General features: G+C 70.1%; 15 protein-coding genes. 4 read left to right on the top strand and 11 right to left on the bottom strand.

All coding sequences use genetic code 11. The features are described from left to right. Window positions 1-423: 423 nt before the first annotated feature. The 9 genes from V3W47_RS17965 to V3W47_RS17925 form a co-directional block, all read right to left on the bottom strand. Window positions 424-2,262, bottom strand: a complete 1,839-nt coding sequence (locus V3W47_RS17965) for an ABC transporter ATP-binding protein (protein WP_331826608.1) — start codon at window positions 2,260-2,262, stop codon at window positions 424-426. A gap of 399 nt (window positions 2,263-2,661) precedes the next feature. Continuing rightward, window positions 2,662-3,525, bottom strand: a complete 864-nt coding sequence (locus V3W47_RS17960) for a putative sodium/potassium/calcium exchanger (protein WP_331826607.1) — start codon at window positions 3,523-3,525, stop codon at window positions 2,662-2,664. Between the two features lie 300 nt (window positions 3,526-3,825). Further along, window positions 3,826-4,221 carry an MGMT family protein gene (locus V3W47_RS17955; protein WP_331826606.1) on the bottom strand — a complete coding sequence of 132 codons (396 nt, stop codon included), beginning with the start codon at window positions 4,219-4,221 and terminating at the stop codon, window positions 3,826-3,828. Beyond that, entirely contained in the window at window positions 4,211-4,708 is a 498-nt protein-coding gene (locus V3W47_RS17950; protein WP_331826605.1) for a DinB family protein, read from the bottom strand. Before V3W47_RS17950 ends, V3W47_RS17955 begins: the two co-directional genes overlap by 11 nt. Window positions 4,709-4,797: 89 nt before the next feature. After that, window positions 4,798-6,471, bottom strand: a complete 1,674-nt coding sequence (locus V3W47_RS17945) for a long-chain fatty acid--CoA ligase (protein ID WP_331826604.1) — start codon at window positions 6,469-6,471, stop codon at window positions 4,798-4,800. 341 nt (window positions 6,472-6,812) lie between these two features. Next, window positions 6,813-7,241, bottom strand: coding sequence for a Holliday junction resolvase RuvX (gene ruvX / locus V3W47_RS17940; protein ID WP_331826603.1), 429 nt, complete (start codon window positions 7,239-7,241; stop codon window positions 6,813-6,815). A 31-nt stretch (window positions 7,242-7,272) separates the two neighbouring features. Continuing rightward, window positions 7,273-7,917, bottom strand: coding sequence for a hypothetical protein (locus V3W47_RS17935; protein ID WP_331826602.1), 645 nt, complete (start codon window positions 7,915-7,917; stop codon window positions 7,273-7,275). Between the two features lie 115 nt (window positions 7,918-8,032). After that, window positions 8,033-9,448, bottom strand: a complete 1,416-nt coding sequence (gene gatB / locus V3W47_RS17930) for an Asp-tRNA(Asn)/Glu-tRNA(Gln) amidotransferase subunit GatB (protein ID WP_331826601.1) — start codon at window positions 9,446-9,448, stop codon at window positions 8,033-8,035. Window positions 9,449-9,497: 49 nt separating this feature from the next. Further along, window positions 9,498-9,941 (bottom strand): GNAT family N-acetyltransferase, encoded by a 444-nt coding sequence (locus V3W47_RS17925; RefSeq protein ID WP_331826600.1) that lies wholly within the window; start codon window positions 9,939-9,941, stop codon window positions 9,498-9,500. Between the two features lie 74 nt (window positions 9,942-10,015). Between V3W47_RS17925 and V3W47_RS17920 the strand changes: the two genes are divergently transcribed. Both V3W47_RS17920 and V3W47_RS17915 read left to right on the top strand, forming a co-directional pair. Further along, window positions 10,016-10,504: a hypothetical protein gene (locus V3W47_RS17920; RefSeq protein WP_331826599.1), complete on the top strand. Its 489-nt coding sequence runs from the start codon at window positions 10,016-10,018 to the stop codon at window positions 10,502-10,504. Between the two features lie 62 nt (window positions 10,505-10,566). Further along, window positions 10,567-12,021 (top strand): sigma 54-interacting transcriptional regulator, encoded by a 1,455-nt coding sequence (locus tag V3W47_RS17915; RefSeq protein ID WP_331826598.1) that lies wholly within the window; start codon window positions 10,567-10,569, stop codon window positions 12,019-12,021. Between the two features lie 118 nt (window positions 12,022-12,139). Here V3W47_RS17915 and panB read toward each other — a convergent pair whose 3' ends face one another. After that, window positions 12,140-12,961 carry a 3-methyl-2-oxobutanoate hydroxymethyltransferase gene (gene panB, locus V3W47_RS17910; protein ID WP_331826597.1) on the bottom strand — a complete coding sequence of 274 codons (822 nt, stop codon included), beginning with the start codon at window positions 12,959-12,961 and terminating at the stop codon, window positions 12,140-12,142. Between the two features lie 81 nt (window positions 12,962-13,042). Continuing rightward, a complete protein-coding gene (locus V3W47_RS17905) occupies window positions 13,043-13,525 on the bottom strand; it encodes a DUF420 domain-containing protein (protein ID WP_331826596.1) in 483 nt (160 codons plus the stop codon). A gap of 318 nt (window positions 13,526-13,843) precedes the next feature. Here V3W47_RS17905 and V3W47_RS17900 point away from each other — a divergent pair, with 318 nt between their 5' ends. Both V3W47_RS17900 and V3W47_RS17895 read left to right on the top strand, forming a co-directional pair. Continuing rightward, window positions 13,844-14,839: a COX15/CtaA family protein gene (locus V3W47_RS17900; RefSeq protein ID WP_331826610.1), complete on the top strand. Its 996-nt coding sequence runs from the start codon at window positions 13,844-13,846 to the stop codon at window positions 14,837-14,839. A 38-nt stretch (window positions 14,840-14,877) separates the two neighbouring features. After that, complete coding sequence (locus tag V3W47_RS17895) at window positions 14,878-15,774, top strand: heme o synthase (protein ID WP_442877245.1); 897 nt, start codon at window positions 14,878-14,880, stop codon at window positions 15,772-15,774. The last annotated feature ends 208 nt before the right edge of the window (window positions 15,775-15,982 follow it).

Genomic DNA, 15,982 nt, shown 5'->3' with positions numbered 1-15,982 from the left:
TCTGGAGCTGAGCCAGGACAGCCTGGTAGAGTCGAGGAGCGTCCCCGGCGGCATTTTCAGTTGTCACAAACAGAAAGTGTCCCCTACCGGGGACGCTTTCTCATACTTTCTGTCAGGCGGTCAGCGTGACGACCTCAAACCACCCGTTCTATACCGTCTTTTCCCGCTTCAGGAGAACGCCGGAATCAGGAGAGGCTTACCCCAGTGACCCAGCGACTCCCGCGATGCGAGATACGTCCTGTAGGCGACCGGTCGATTTCGGCCTCCTTTACGGGAGGGACGCGGTGCCGCTTGGGGTCGGGCGTGAACTGGAAGCCGCAGACCCGGCACAAGGAGTGCTGCTTGCTGGTGTGGGCGTGACCGGTTTTGACGTTGTGGGCACCATCGCGCTGCGGACGGGGGGACGGGGTGGACATTCATCCTCTATTGCCCAGCCTCCACCATCTCCCGCAGCTCTCCCTCGACGTACTGGCCCGCCTGCAAGCGCCAGAACTCGGCGTACTCGCCGCCTTTGGCGAGCAGGCTGGCATGGGTGCCGTCCTCGATGAGTCGGCCCGATTTCATCACGAGGATGCGGTCGGCCATCAGGACGCTGCCGAGGCGGTGGGTGATGAGCAGCGTGGTGCGGCCCCGCGCGAGGGCGGCAAAGGCGGCGAAGACCTCGGCCTCACTGCGGGGGTCGAGCGCGGCGGTCGGCTCGTCGAGGATGAGGAGCCGGGCATCCCGGTACAGGGCGCGGGCGGTGGCGAGCTTCTGCCACTGGCCGCCGGAGAGGTCCACGCCGCCGAACGCCTGCCCGATGCGCGTGTTCAATCCGTCCGCGAGACGGGGGAGCACGCCGTCCAGCCCGCTCGCGGTTACGGCCTGCCCGAGCTTCGCGTCGTCCTCCGGTCGGCCCAGCAGCACGTTGTCGCGCAGGGTCCACTCGAAGCGGGCGAAATCCTGAAAGACGGCGGCGATCTGCGTTCTCCATGCGGCGGGATCGAGGTCGCGCAGGTCGGTCGCTTCGCCCGGTGCCCCCACCGTCACGCGCCCGGAGGTCGGGTCGTAGAAACGTAGAAGCAGCTTGACGAGGGTGGTCTTGCCCGCCCCGTTCTCGCCCACGATGGCGACGACCTGCCCCTCGGGGATGGTCAGGCTCACGTCCTCCAGCACGGTCGGGCCGCCCCGGTAGGCGAACGAGACCCCCTCCAGCGTGAGGTTGAGGCGGGCGGGAAGGGGCCGGGGATTCGTGGGCGACGCCACGCCCGGTTTCGCGTCGAGGAAGGCGTAGTACTTCTGGAACCAGCGGAGGTGTTCGGTGCCCATCCCCAGCCCCTCGGTGATGCCCCCCAGCCCCTCGCGGACCTGCGCGAGCGCCCCGATGACGAGGACGACCGCCCCCGCCGTCAACCCACCCTCGCCCGCCCGCGCGACCGCGTAGGCGAAGAGGCCCGCCGTGACCGCCAGCGCGAGCGCCTGCGCGGGCAGGACGCCGAGGACCTGCCGATTCCGCATCTCGCGCATGACGCCCTGGTAGGCGAGCGCCTTGCTCAGATAGCGCCCGGTGAGGTACGGCATCAGGTCGTAGAGCCGCACCTCCTTCGCGTACTCGTGCCGCATGGCGACGCGCTGGTCGTAGGAGAGTTCGCGGGCCTCCTGGGTGCGCTGGATGGCGAGGCTCCAGCCCATCTCGCGCAGGCGAATCTGCGTGCGCGCCAGCGGCAGCATCCCCACCACGACGACGAGCGGCACCCACCACCCGACCGTGAGCAGCGCCCCCGCCACGCCGATCACGCCGACGAGGCTGCGGGTCAGGCCGAGCACGGTCGCCGTGAGGCTCAGGGGCCGGAAGCGGGCACCCATCTGCAAGGTCTCCACGTCGTCGTGGAAGCGGGGGTCCTCCACCACGTCGAGGCCGGGGAGGGCCTGCATCTTGCGCATCAGGCCCGTCACCGTCTGGACCGTGAAGTGGTCGGCGGCGTACCCCTGGAGGACCGTGCTCGCCACCGCCGTCAGTTGCGAGACGAGCGCCGTGCCCGCCCACGCGACCGCGAGCAGGGTGAGGTTCGCCTCCCCCCCGGCGGCCACCCGCCCGATGCCGTCCACCGTCCACTTGCTCAGGAAGACGGTCGCGGCGGGCACCAACCCCTGCACGACCACCATCAGCAGCATCAGCGAGACGAGCAGGGGCGCACTCCGCACCAGCGCCGGGAGCGCGCGGGCCAGAATCCGCAGCAGCTCCCGCGTGGGGATGGGGTCGTTGGCGGGAGGCTTACGCACCTGCCGAGTGTAGGCAGGGACGGGACGGCTCACCGTGAGGTTGGGGGTCGCCAGTCGCCAGCGTCCAGTCGCCAGAACGTAAGGCGCGGGGTTTTGGCCCCTCCCCCCTTGAGACGCCTGATGTGAATTGCGAGTTGGGCAGTGGAAGCGTTTTCGTCGTCCAACAAGAGGACGAGCGGTGCTCGTCACCCCTCTCCCCAGCCCTCTCCCGCAAGGGGAGAGGGAGTAAAAAGCACGTTCGGCACGCTGGCTTTCTATTGCACATCAGGCGTTTGAGGGGGAGGCTGGGAGGGGGTGACGAGCCACGCTTGCCCAACATTCCAATCCGGCAACCCGACAACAAACACGCCGCCCCATCCATCAAGGAGGAGCGGCGCGTCGCTGGAAAGTTCTCTCGGCTCAGTTCCCGCCATCCTGCCCATTCTGCGGGGCGCTCTCTGGGTTGCCACCCACCTCGTCGGGGTTGTCCTCCAACGTGCCCTCGCCGGTCGTGTTGGGGTCGCCGTCCACGATCTCGCGGGTGTCGGTGAGGCCGGAACCTCCCTCGACGGGGGCGAAGGAGTTCACGTCGTCCGCCGTGCCCTCGGCTCGGGCCACGTCCGCCGCCGAGTCGCCCTGCGGGGCCACCGTCGCGCCCGCGCTCGTCTGCTCGGCCACCGAACGGGTGTCGGGGTTGCCGCTCGCCTCCTCGTCGTTCTCGCCCGCCGCGCCCGTCGCTCCGGGCGGCTGGTTGCCCTGCGCCTGACCCGCCGTGCCCTCCGCCGTGCCGTTGGGGGCGGTGCCCTGAGAATTCTCCCCCTGCGCCTGGGCGCTCGTCCCCTCGCCGGTCGCCCCGGCCTGGGTCCCGCCCTCCTGAGTCTGGGTGCCCGCTGCCCCCGTCGTCTGTCCCCCGGTGGTCTGGGCCGCGCCCCCTCCACCTTCCGCCCCGGCTCCGGTCTGGGTGGCCCCGGTGCTCTGGGTGGCACCCTCTCCACCCGCCGCCGTGCCCTCGCCCCCGGCGGCGTCCGTCTCCCCGACGCCCTCGCCGCCCTCGCTCTGCACCGCGCCCGTGCCGCCGCCGCCCTCGGTGCCCGCCTCGCCCGGCGTTTCGCCCGTGCCGGAGACGATGGTGCCCTCGGCGGAGGGGGACGCCTCGCCCGCCGCGTTGCCGATGCGCGGCGCGGCGATCAGAAGTCCCACCCCCAGAATCAGGCCGAGCGTCACGCCCAGCGCCCAGGACATGGCGTCGCCCGCCACCCTCCGGTTCGTCCTCGTTCGCTTCATGGCGTCAGGATACGCCGCGTCCACAGGGACGTTGTTCTCCCCGGTCCTGCCCGTTTGCTCATGGGCGTGAGGGATTGACAGCGGTGGCCCCATGAGTTGAAGGCAAGCCCTTCAATTCATGGGGTCCGAGCAGAGCGAGAACCCGTGGTGCAGAGCGGTCGAAGTGGAGTTGATGGGAGTGCTTTCCTCCCATCAACGGAACGGAGCACCGCGATGAGGGGTGATGGGAAATGAGTGATGAGTGGTGAGGGGAAGCCTGAACGCTCCGCTGGCCGCTGGAAGCTGGCGGCTGGCCGCTCCCTACAGCAGCGTGTCCGGCGGCTCCCCGTGCCCCTCTTCCTCCGGCCACCACTGCAACCGGGCGAGGTCGCAGCGCCAGGTCTCGTCGAACGTCACGCCCTCGGCCTCCAGCAGCCGCTCCTGCACGTCGCCGAAGCCGAGTTTATGGGTGCTGACGCGGCCCTGCGCGTTAATGACGCGCTGCCACGGCAACGTCTCCTCGCCACTTTGGGACCGGCTCAGGAGGCCACCCATCACGAAGCCCGCCAGCCGCGCGCCGCCCGGTCCCGGCCTCCCGGCGAGGAGGGCGAGCTGCCCGTAGGTCATCACTCGGCCCGGCGGAATCCTCGCCACGAGCGCCCGGACCCGCTGGTGGAAGCTGGCCTCCGACACCTCGCCCGGCGCGTCATTCCCCACGCAGCGGCCCCCACAGCGCGTCCTCGTCGGGGAGGGGGAAGCCGTTCACCTTCAGGGCGAGCAGGATTTGCCCCCGGTGGTGCCCGTCGTGGATGAGCATGTGGGTGATGAACTGGGCCGTGCTGGGGTGCGACAGCTCGCCCGTGCCCTCGGCGGTGGTCGCCGTATCCAGGGCCGCCGACCAGACCTCGCGCAAGACCTCCGCCGCCCGCGCGGGGTCCTCCTGCGCCACGAACTCGTCCTCGCGCGTGTCGTCGTACAGGATGGGGAGGGGGGCCGCCGCGCCCACGTCCAGTTCCGAGAGCCAGCCCCTCGTCGTCCCCGCCATGTGCGCGAGGTGCTGGGCGACCGTCATCCCGCCGCCCGGCGTGACCGCCCGCATCATCTCAGGCGTCAGGTGCGCGCACAGCACGTCGTTCACGCGGCTCCCCGCCTCCACCGCCGTCGCCAGCGCCCCGGCGACCTCCTGCCCTGCGGTTGTCGTCATGAGGTCAGCGTACCCGGAAAAGCGGACAGGACGTGTCGGGAAGGAGCCGCCAGCCGTCAGCTTTCAGCGGCCAGCCGACCCCGCCCCTCCTAGCCCTGTTCTCCCCCACCCGCCCGGTAGCCCCGGTACTGCTCGCGCAGCTCGCGCTTGAGAAACTTGCCCGTCGCGCCGATGGGGATGCTCTCGGCCACGGCGGTGGCGTCGGGCAGCCACCACTTGGCGAATTTGGGGGCGAGGAAGGTGGTGATCTCCTCGTGGGTGACGTTCATTCCAGGGCGCAGGGTCACGACCGCCAGGGGCCGCTCGTCCCACTTGGGGTCGTCCATCGCGATCACCGCGCACTGGGCGACGGCGGGGTGGGCCATGATCGCGTTCTCCAGGTCCACGCTGCTGATCCATTCGCCGCCCGACTTGATGAGGTCCTTCGCCCGGTCCTGAATGTGCATGTAGCCGCGCTCGTCCAGCGTGGCGATGTCGCCCGTGTCGAACCACAGCTCGCCGCCTTGCTCGAAGAAGTTGCCCTGGCCCTCGCCCTTGAAGTAGCCCGAGGCGATCCACGGCCCGCGCGCGATGAGGCGACCCATCGTCTTGCCGTCGTGGGGCAGCCGCTCACCGTCGTCGCTCAGGAGGTCGAGGAAGACGAGCGGCACCGGGCGGCCCTGCTTGGCGCGCAGGGCGTAGCCCTCGTCGCTGCGCTCGGGCACCCCGACGGGTACCCCGCTCGCCGTGCCCAGCGGGTGCGTCTCCGTCATGCCCCAGGCGTGGGCGAGCGAGAGGTCGTGGCGGTCCTCGAAGGCGCGGATCAGGCTCTCGGGGGCCGCGCTGCCCCCCACCACCAGCCGCTCCAGGCGGTGCAGGTCGTAGGGCTGGCCCTCGGCCCGTGCCCGGTCGAGTTCGGCGAGGAGGCCCATCCAGATCGTCGGCACGCCCGCCGTGATCGTCACCGCCTCGTCCTGCAAGAGGGTGGCGATGCTCCGCCCGTCGCTGAAGACGCCCGCGTAGACCTGCCCCGCGCCGTACATCGCGCAGGTGTACGGCAGCCCCCAGGCGTTGACGTGGAACATGGGCACGACGGGCAGCACCACGTCCCGCTCGCCCACGTTCAGCGCGTCCTTCGGGGCGCTGACGAGGGAATGCAGGATGGTCGAGCGGTGGGAGTACATCACACCTTTGGGGTTGCCGGTCGTGCCGCTCGTGTAGCACATGCCCGCCGCGTCGTTCTCGCCGATCTGCGGGTAGCGGGCGAGCGGTTCGTGGCCCGTCACGAAGGCGTCGTAGTCCTCGGCCCCCTCGACCGGCTGCGGCGTCGGCCCCAGCACGAACACCCGCTCGATCCTCGGGCAGGCGGCGCGGATGGCCGGAATCAGGGCCGCGAAGACGTTCTCGACGATCAGCACCCGGTCTTCCGCATGGTTGAGAATCCACGCGATCTGCTCGGCGTGCAGGCGGATGTTGACGGTGTGAAGGACGAAGCCGCCGCTGGGCACGCCCAGGTACGCCTCCAGGTGCCGGAAGGAATTCACCGCGAGGGTCGCCACCCGGTCGCCCGGTTGCAGGCCGAGGCTCTGGAGGCCCGCCGCGAGCCGCAGCGCCCGGTTCGCCACCTCGCCGTAGGTCGTGCGGTGCTTGCGGGGAATGGGTTGACCCGCCTCGTCACGCCCGCCGACGAGCAGGCTCACGATCTCCCGTTCGGCGAAGATCGTGCGGGCACGCTCCAGAATGAAGGGGATCGTGAGGGGAACGTCCATCATGTTGCCTTGCATGGGTGACCTCCGAAGGGGGAAGGCGGTCAGCACGGCCCGCCCACCGTGAGCGTGCCGCCGGGACCGAAAGCCGGGTACGGCGGCATTCTAACGGCAGGCTGAACCGGGTCCAGCGAAGGGCGGTCAGCGGGGCGGGCGTTCGTGGGGCGGTCTGGCGTGCGCGCCGCCTCGCAGGGGACGTGGCCCGGCGGGGACGAGGACGCCGGGGCCGTCGTCTCCCTCATCGTCGTCCCGGCGTGGGGGAAAGCCCCGTGACCGCCGGACGCTTCCGGCCTTTCCCAGACGTTCCATTAACTGCCGGAGCCAACCCCTTCTCCCCGCGTTGCCGTTCATGCGCCAGCTTACGCCTCGTCGTCGGTCGGGTCCTCCGCCCCGGCACGGCCCATCAGGTACAGCTCCAGAATCTGCACCGCCGCCGCCTCGTCCTCGTCTGCGGCACCGAGGTCACGGGCGCGGCGGGTAGTGAAGCGCTCGTCCTGGTAGGCGACTGCGTAGCCCTGCTCGGCCAGAATTCTCCCGAAGGCGCGCACCCGGTCGGCGGAGGGGCTGTGCGCGCCGTCCGTCCGCAGCGGCAGGCCGAGCAGGAGGAGGCCCGCCCCCGTCTCCTCCACCTTGAGGCGCACCGCCTTGAGGTCGAGCGGCAGCCTCCTGCGGTCCACGCTGCCCCGCCCGAAGGCCAGCCGCCCGGCGCTCACCGCGAACCCGATGCGGCTCTTGCTCACGTCGAGCGCGAGGACGACGGGCGGGGCGGGAGGGCGCGGCTCGGTCATGGGGCGAGTGTAGCGGAGGGGGTGGGCCGCCTCAGTCCCCCTCGCCCACCGGGGCCGCCCGCACCGCGCGCAGGGCGAGCAGGGTGGCGAGCACGTCCAGCGCGCCGCTCAGGCCGTACACGAGTTGATCGCGCAAGGTGGGCGAAGAGCTGAAGCCCGCGATGGGCACGACGTTGAAGACGGCCATCGCCAGGCTCAGGGCGGCGGCGACATTGAGCCACTCCGAGAGCCGCCTGCGCCTCACGAGGTCGGCGGGGTTGGGCGCGAGGCGGGCCAGGGTGCCGTACACGGCGTTCCCGGCGAGGATGCTCGCGGGCCACACGGTCATCAGGGCGGTGAGGGCGACCGTGTTCGCCTCCGGGGCGGCCCCGGTCATCAGGCTCAGCAGGGTCAGGAACCACAGCACCAGCCGGAAGGACGTGAGCCACGGGAAAGTGAAGCGCAACGCCCGCAACGTTCCGTTCTCCGTGGGCGTCTCCTGCCCCCGCGTGAACCGCCTCAGCACCACCGCCCACCACGCGAGGACCAGCCCCGCCAGAACCGCCTCGATGGCCGTGAACCACGCCCCCTGCCCGAGATTGCCCCGCCACAGCGCATAGGCCGCGAGACCGAACAGCCCCGCGACCTGAACACCCAGCGCGGCGAGCGCGGCGGAACGCCAGCGGGCGGGAGTCATGGGAGGCCCTGCGGGCGTCGAGGAGTCGAGAGGTCGGAAAGTCCAGGAACACCTGACGCCGTTGCATCTCGACCTTTAGACTTCTCGACTTCTCGACGGCGAGCGAAGCAAGCCCTCACAGCCCCAGCTTCGCCCGCAGCCGCTCGCGCACGACCTCCGGTTTGGCCTGACCGCCCGTGGCCTTCATGACCGGGCCGAAGAGGGCGTTCATGGCCTTCGCGTTTCCGGCGCGCACCTTCTCCACGGTGGCGGGGTCGGCACTTATCGCGGCGTCGATGGCGGCGTCGATGGCCCCGGTATCGGTCACGACGGTCAGGCCGCGCTCTTGCACTAATGTCTCGGGGTCCTGCCCGCTCATCACGTCGGGCAGAAGGTCCTTGGCGACCCTGCCGCTGATCGTGCCCTCGTCTATGAGTCGCACGAGGGCCGCGAGGTGGGCGGGCCTCAACCCCGTGTCCCGGATGCTCTGCTCCCGCGCGGCAAGGAAGCCCGTCACGTCCGTCAGGAGCCAGTTGGCGAGCTTCTGCGCGTCGGGAGCAGGCGGGCTTGCCAGCGCCTCGTCGTAGAAGCGGCCCAGGGGGACGCCCTGGCTCAGTGTCTCGGCGTCGGCCTCGCGCACACCTGCCAGCACGTACCGCTCCCGCTTCTGGGCGGGCAGTTCGGGCATCCGTGAGCGCACGCGCCCCACCCATTCCGGCGTGATGTTCAGGGGCGGGAGGTCGGGTTCGGGGAAGTAGCGGTAGTCGGCCTCGCCCTCCTTCGTCCGCATCAGGAAGGTCTTGCCGCCGCCCTCGTCCCAGCCCAGCGTGTCCTGGGTGATGCGCCCGCCCGAGGTCAGCACCCGTGATTGCCGCGCCGTCTCGAACTCGATGGCGCGCTCCACCGAGCGGAAGGAGTTGAGGTTCTTGACCTCCACCTTCGTGCCCCACGGCTCGCCGGGCCGGTGGACGCTGATGTTCACGTCGCAGCGCATCTTGCCCTCTTCCGGGGTCGCGTCGCTGACGCCGAGGGACTGGGCGATGGCCTGCACCGCCGTCAGGAAGGCGCGGGCCTGCTCGGCCCCCGTGAGGTCCGCCTCCGTCACCATCTCAATGAGGGGCGACCCGGCGCGGTTGAGGTCGAGCAGGCTGTAGGGCGCGTAGGTGGGGTGCAGGAGCTTGCCCGCGTCGTCCTCCAGGTGGGCGCGCTTGATACGGACCCGCCCGCCCGCCACGTCCAGAAAGCCGTCCCGCGCGATGGGGCGGTCGTACTGGGAGAGCTGGAAGTTCTTGGGCGCGTCGGGGTAGAAGTAATTTTTGCGGTGGAACTGGGTGAAGCCCTCCACGTCGCAGTTCAGGCCCAGGCCGAACATCAGGGCGAGTTCGACGGCCTCGCGGTTGAGGGTGGGCAGGGTGCCCGGCAGCCCCAGCGTGAGGGGGTCGGTGAACGCGTTCGGCTCCGCCCCGTGGTAGTCGGCGGGGCACGCGCTGAAAATCTTGGTGCGCGTCCGCAGTTGCAGGTGGACTTCGAGGCCGATCACCGCCCGGTACATGGGGGGAGTGTAGCGCGGGGGCGGCGGAGCGCAGGGCGAACGGGAGCGCCTACAGCCTCCGCGTCATCTCCGTCCTGCTCGCCCGGAAGCCCAGCGACTCGTATAGCGGGCGGGCCAGCTCACTCGTGCCCAGGCTAACGCGGGTGACGCCCCGATCACGGGCTGCATCCAGGCAGCGGGTCACGAGGGCACGGGCGAGGCCGCGCCGCCTGTGGTCGGGATGCGTCCAAACGTTCACGATGCGCGCCCGGTAGGGGCAGGGGTCGCCGCGCGTCGGCCCCCACTCCAGCAGGGTCAGGCCCGCGCCGGCGACTACCTCTCCTGCGTTCTCGACCAGAAAGCCCAGATACACACCACGTCTCAACGCGTCCGCGACCCAGGCGGCGTAGATCGGGCGCTCGGCGGCGTTCGACTCCTCGGGGTAGCGGTGCCGGGCGATGGTTTCGGCATCGGCGGGGGTGGCGTGGCGAAAGGAAACGGTGGGCGAAGCCATTTCTCCAGAATGCCCTCAGAAGAGCAGCAGACCGGCTTTCGCAACTTCTCCCCTCCAAACACGTATCACCCAACATGAGCGAACTGCACGGACGGCTGGGGAGCCGCTGGCTGGGGTACGACCTGCGCGCGAGCTGGGACGGCGGGCGGTTGCGCGGGCGGATCGGGGGCAGTCTCCAGGGCCAGGACATCGAACTGACGCTGAGCGGCGGAGTGGTGGAGGGTCGCGTGGGCGGCTCCCTCACCGGGTTCGACGTGGCGGGCGACGTGACAGCGGGGATGGTCCACGCGCGGCTGGGAGGTCAGCTCTATGGGGACGACGTGCTCCTCATGCTCGACGGGAACCGCGTGACTGGGCGCTTCTCAGGACGCCTTCAGGGCAAGGACGTGAGCCTGAGCCGGGAGGATGAGCGGCTGGAGGGCCGTATCGGCGGGGTGGTGGACGGCCAGAACGTGAGCCTGAGTCTCGGTGACACCCCGCCGGAGCTGGCGGCCCTGGCGGCGGTGTGCGCGTACCGGGTGCTGCGCGACGCTCAGGCGGCGGTGGGCGGCGCGTCCGCCTAGCCTCTTCCACACGAACAAGCCGCACATTCCCGCACGGGAGCGCGTGCTAGTTTCCCCGCATCATGACTGCCGTACAGGTGAGGGCCAGGACGCTCGGGGAACTCCTTCAGACGCCGGAATACGCGGGCCGCACGCCCTTCGACGGCCAGGTGCGGCTCGTTCACGACGAGGTGCGCCAGAACCTGACGCGCAAGCTGCGGAGCGGCGAGGAGCTGTTCCCCGGCGTCATCGGCTACGACGACACGGTGATTCCCCAGCTCACGAACGCGCTCCTCGCGCGCCAGAACTTCATCCTCCTCGGCCTGCGCGGTCAGGCCAAGAGCCGCATCCTGCGCGCCATCACGGGCCTGCTCGACGAGGTCGTGCCCGTCATCGACGGCGTGGACATGCCCGACGACCCCCTCAACCCCATCGGGGCGGAGGGCCGTCACCTGCTGGAAGTGCACGGGCTGGAGCTGCCGATCCGCTGGCTGCCGCGCGACGCCCGCTACGTGGAGAAGCTCGCCACCCCCGACGTGACGGTGGCCGACCTGATCGGTGACGTGGACCCCATCAAGGCCGCTCGCCTGGGCACCTCGCTGGGCGACACGCGCTCCATGCATTTCGGACTGCTGCCGCGCGCCAACCGGGGCATCTTCGCGGTGAACGAGCTGGCCGACCTCGCGCCGAAGGTGCAGGTGGCCCTGTTCAACATTCTTCAGGAGGGCGATGTCCAGATCAAGGGCTACCCCATCCGCCTCGAACTCGACGTGATGCTCGTCTTCTCTGCCAACCCCGAGGACTACACGGCGCGCGGCAAGATCGTCACGCCCCTGAAGGACCGCATCGGCTCGGAAATCCGCACCCACTACCCCACCGACGTGCGGCAGGGCATGGACATCACGGCGCAGGAGGCGGTGCGGGCCGAGGGCGTGGTCGTGCCCGAGTTCATGGCCGAACTCATCGAGGAGATCGCCTTCCAGGCCCGCGAGGACGGGCGGGTGGACAAGATGTCCGGCGTGTCCCAGCGCCTCCCGATCAGCCTGATGGAGGTCGCGTCGGCCAACGCCGAGCGCCGCAGCCTGACCGGAAGCGACCGCCCGGTCGTGCGCGTCAGCGACGTGTACGCGGGCCTGCCCGCCATCACCGGCAAGATGGAGCTGGAGTACGAGGGCGAGCTGAAGGGCGCGGACACCGTGGCCCGCGACGTGATCCGCAAGGCCGCCGGGGCCGTCTATGCCCGGAGCCTCGGCAGCGCCGACACCCGCGACCTGGAGAAGTGGTTCGAGGACGGCAACGTCTTCCGTTTTCCCCAGTCCGGCGACGCGGGCGCGGCGATGAAGGCCACCCGCCAGGTCCCCGGCCTGACCGACCTCGCCGTGACGGTGGCCGCCAGCAACGACGACGCCGTGCGCGCCGCCGCCGCCGAGTTCATCCTGGAGGGCCTGTACGGGCGCAAGAAGCTCAGCCGCGCCGAGGAGACCTACGCGGCCCCCGAGCCGGAGACGCGGCAGCAGCGGGGGGGACGCTGGAACTGAGGGAGCGGTCAGCTCTCAGCCATCAGCTTTCAGCAAGAGAAGGCGTTCGCCCAAGCACAGGCGAACGCTTCTTTTTGTCTTTGTTCTTGCTGACGGCTGACCGCTGAAAGCTGACCGCTCAATACAGCTTCCCCAGCACCTCGTCCTTCATCACGAAGCTCTGCTCCCTCGTCGGGAACTCGCGGGCGCGCACCTCGTGGGCGTAGGTGGCGATGGCCTCCCGCGCCTCCCGGCCCAGTTCGGCGTAGCGTTTGGAAATCTTCTTCTCCTCGCCCTCGTACACGCCGAGAAGGTCGTGGTAGACGAGAACCTGCCCCCGGCAATGCACCCCCGCGCCGATGCCGATGGTGGGAATACTCAGCCGCTCGGTGATCAGCCGCGCGAGGCGGGCGGGCACGGCCTCCAGCACGACGGCGAAGGCTCCGGCGGCCTCCAGCGCGGCGGCCCCCTCCACGGTTCGGCGGGCCGTCTCCTCGTCCTTGCCCTGCACCTTGAGGCCGCCCTGCGCGGTGGCGGTCTGCGGCATCAGCCCGACGTGGCCCATGACGGGCACCCCGTTGCGGGTGAGGACCGAGACGACCTCCAGCACCTCGGGGGTGGCACCCTCCATCTTCACGGCGTCGGCCCCCGTTTCCTGAATGACGCGGACGGCGGCGCGCATCGCGTCGGTCACGCCCGTGTGGTACGTGCCGAAGGGCAGGTCCACGACCATGAAGGTCTCCGGTGCCCCCCGCCGCACCGCCCGCGCGTGGTGGATCATGTCGCCCAGCGTGACGGGCGCGGTGGAGTCGTAGCCCAGCACCACGTTCCCCAGCGAGTCGCCCACGAGGATAAGGTCGACCCCCGCTCCTTCCGCGTGCCGCCCGCCCGGATAGTCATAGGCCGTGACCATCACGAGCGGTTCCGGCGCGTGCAGGAGGTCGGGAATGGTGCGCTTCATGGGGGGAAGCTATCAGCTTTCAGCCGTCAGCGATCAGCCCCGGGAGGCTCTTGCTAACGGCTGAAAGCTGAGGGCTGACCGCTATCCCCCCACCACTTCCCCATACCGCCCCAGCACGAGGTAGATCACCCAGCCCGTCACCGCCACGTACAGCCACACGGGCACGGTCCAGCGCACCCAGGCGCGGTGGCGGTTGAACGAGGTGCGGGCGGCGGGTTCGGCGTTGATGTTGCCGAGGTTCCCGGCGGCCCGCAGGCCCCTCACGGCGTTGTACAGGGCACCGAGGGCGAGGGGCAGGTTCAGGGCGGCGAGGATGATGTGGCTGATCAGGAGGACGAAATACGCTGTGCGCCACGTGTCCGGCCCCACGTACCGCTTCTCGTAGCCCAGGCCCAGGCGGGTGAGGTACAGCACGAGGAAGATGGTCGCCAGGGCGCTTGCCGTGACCATCGCCCGCATGTGCGCCTCACGGTTGCCGCGCTTGATGAAGAACACCCCGACTACGAGCGCCAGCCCGCTCAGGATGATGGTAATCACTGCCCACTGGTTGATGATGGCCGCCACACCCGGATTCTAGGTCGGGGGGGCCGGTGCGGGTGTCCCAGGGGAGGCGGGAGAGGGAGAAAGGTAAGACAGCGCTACGTATTTGCCCCTCCCCTTGAGGGGGGAGGCCGGGACTGGCAGCGCTTCATAGGAGAGGGGATGAACGGGCCGAACCACCCGAAGACCGGAGCCGTCAACTTCTCGCCCTCCTCCACTCGCCACCCTTCACCGGGGGACAATCTTCAGCCGCCGCCGCCTAGAATGGGGGCGTTGACCCCGACGGTCCGCACGGTGTTCTCCCCGGCGTGGCCGCCCCGGTTGGAAGGATGGTGGAGTGGAGTGAGTCGTGTCGTGGCGGTGGCCCGACCGGGCGCGGGGGTCTGGCTCTCCCGGCTGGCCTGGGCCGCTCTGGCGTACAACGTGCTGGTGATCCTGTGGGGCGCGGTGGTCCGCATCACGGGGGCGGGGGCGGGCTGCGGCGACCACTGGCCGCTGTGTAACGGTGTGGTCCTGCCGCAGAGTCCGGCCCTGCACACCGTCATCGAACTCAGCCACCGCCTGACCAGCGGGTTGAGCGGAATGCTCGCGCTGGGGCTGGTGGCGCTGGCGTTCCGGGTGACGGCGAAGGGGCATCCGGCCCGCCTCGGTGCCCTGCTCAGCCTCGGCCTGATCGTGTTGGAGGGGCTGGTCGGCGGGGTGCAGGTCCTCCTGGGGCTGACGGCGGACTCCACCGACCCGGCGCGCGGCTTCGTGCAGGGCGTCCACCTCGCCAACACCTTCCTGCTGCTGGGGGCGCTGCTGCTCACGGCGCTGTGGGCGTCGGGCGGGCCACGGCTGCGGCTGCGGGGGCAGGGGCGGGCGCTCGGGCTGAGCCTGTTCGGGCTGGGATTGCTGCTCGTCCTCGGGATGGCGGGTGCGGTGACGGCGCTGGGCGACCTGCTGTTCATGCCGGAGGGGGGCACGCCGCTCGACACGGTGCGGCGCGACTTCGGGGCCAGCGCGAGCCTGATCGAGAACCTGCGGGTCGTCCACCCCATGCTCGCCGTGGGGACGAGCGCGTACCTGCTGTGGATGGCGTCGGCCCTGTCCAAGTTGCGGCCCTCGCCGGGGGTCAAACGGTGGGGATTGCTCCTTGCGGGCGGGATTGCCCTTCAGATGGTGGCGGGCTTCGCCAACGTGGCCCTCAAGGCTCCGGGCTGGATGCAGCTCACCCACCTGGGGCTGGCGTGCGGGCTGTGGCTCGTGACCGTGATGCTGGTGTACCGCGCCCTCACCATTCCGGCGACGCGGGAGCATCTGCTGCCCTCGCCCTCCGGCGCAGGAGTGAACGTATGACGACCGAACCCATGCGCGGGGGGGATATGCTCCCCTCCGTGACCCAAGCCGCCCGTGCCACCTGGCGCGACTACCTGGCGCTGACCAAGCCGAAGGTCATCAGCCTGCTGCTGTGGACCACCCTCACCGCGATGGTGATGGCGGCGCGCGGCTGGCCGGGGCTGTGGCTCTTCCTCGTGGTCGGCGTGGCCGGGTACGCCTCGGCGGGGTCGGCGGGCGTGTTCAACATGATCGTGGACCGCGACATCGACCTGAAGATGAAGCGCACGGCGGCCCGGCCCACCTCCAGCGGCCTGATCTCCACCCGCGACGCGGCGCTCTTCGGGGCGGCCCTGCAACTCGCCTCCTTCGTGGGGCTGTGGGTGTGGGCCACGCCCCTCGCCGCGTGGATGAGCCTCGCGGGCTTTTTCACCTACGTCGTGGTGTATACGCTGTGGCTCAAGCGCACGACCTGGCACAACATCGTTCTGGGCGGGGCCGCCGGGTGCTTTCCGCCGCTGGTGGGCTGGGCCGCCGTGACGGGCGACCTCAACCTCTTCGCGTGGTTTCTCTTCGCCATCATCTTCTTCTGGACGCCCGTGCATTTCTGGGCGCTCGCGCTGATGATCAAGGAGGAGTACCGCGAGGTCGGCATCCCCATGCTGCCCGTCGTCCACGGCGACAAACTCACGGTCGTGCAGATCGGCCTGTACGCGATCTACACGGTCGTGCTGTCGGTGATGCCCGTCTTCATCGGGGAGGTGGGAGTGCTGTACTTCTTCGCCGCGCTGGGGCTGGGGTGGCTGCTGCTCGCGCGTTCGTGGCGGCTGTACCGGCACGTCATGGGCGGGGGGACGGTCGAGCGGCGGGTCGCCGTGCCGCTGTACCTGTACTCCATGCTGTACCTCGCGCTGCTGTTCGTGGCGGGAGCTGTGGACCGGGTGCTGATCGGGTAGGACAGGTGGGGACGAGAGGGGGCGGTGATCGTGGCCGCCCCTCCACAGTTAGGGCGTCAACGGGAAGCTGTAGGACACTTGCCTCCCCGTCATTCTGGTCTCATGTGCCCATCCCTGACCGCTCGGTCGGACGCCGGACCGAGCCAGGCGTGTGGAGGCACACGGGGCGGCCCTCCTCCCGGCGGAACACAAGCCGGGGGAGACGTCT

It is taken from the genome of Deinococcus sp. YIM 134068 (genome assembly GCF_036543075.1).
GTDB classification, from domain to species: Bacteria; Deinococcota; Deinococci; order Deinococcales; family Deinococcaceae; genus Deinococcus; species Deinococcus lichenicola.
The sequence above is the reverse complement of the archived record's forward strand: the minus strand, read 5'-3'. Positions and strand labels throughout refer to the sequence as shown.

Bases quoted from the DNA above. Each gene is read 5' to 3' on its own strand.
- gatB (WP_331826601.1), bottom strand. From the start codon at position 9,448: ATGTACCGGGCGGTGATCGGCCTCGAAGTCCACCTGCAACTGCGGACG.
- V3W47_RS17960 (WP_331826607.1), bottom strand. From the start codon at position 3,525: ATGAAGCGAACGAGGACGAACCGGAGGGTGGCGGGCGACGCCATGTCC.
- V3W47_RS17945 (WP_331826604.1), bottom strand. From the start codon at position 6,471: ATGCAAGGCAACATGATGGACGTTCCCCTCACGATCCCCTTCATTCTG.
- V3W47_RS17925 (WP_331826600.1), bottom strand. From the start codon at position 9,941: ATGGCTTCGCCCACCGTTTCCTTTCGCCACGCCACCCCCGCCGATGCC.
- V3W47_RS17950 (WP_331826605.1), bottom strand. From the start codon at position 4,708: ATGACGACAACCGCAGGGCAGGAGGTCGCCGGGGCGCTGGCGACGGCG.
- ruvX (WP_331826603.1), bottom strand. From the start codon at position 7,241: ATGACCGAGCCGCGCCCTCCCGCCCCGCCCGTCGTCCTCGCGCTCGAC.
- V3W47_RS17915 (WP_331826598.1), top strand. From the start codon at position 10,567: ATGACTGCCGTACAGGTGAGGGCCAGGACGCTCGGGGAACTCCTTCAG.
- V3W47_RS17920 (WP_331826599.1), top strand. From the start codon at position 10,016: ATGAGCGAACTGCACGGACGGCTGGGGAGCCGCTGGCTGGGGTACGAC.
- V3W47_RS17935 (WP_331826602.1), bottom strand. From the start codon at position 7,917: ATGACTCCCGCCCGCTGGCGTTCCGCCGCGCTCGCCGCGCTGGGTGTT.
- panB (WP_331826597.1), bottom strand. From the start codon at position 12,961: ATGAAGCGCACCATTCCCGACCTCCTGCACGCGCCGGAACCGCTCGTG.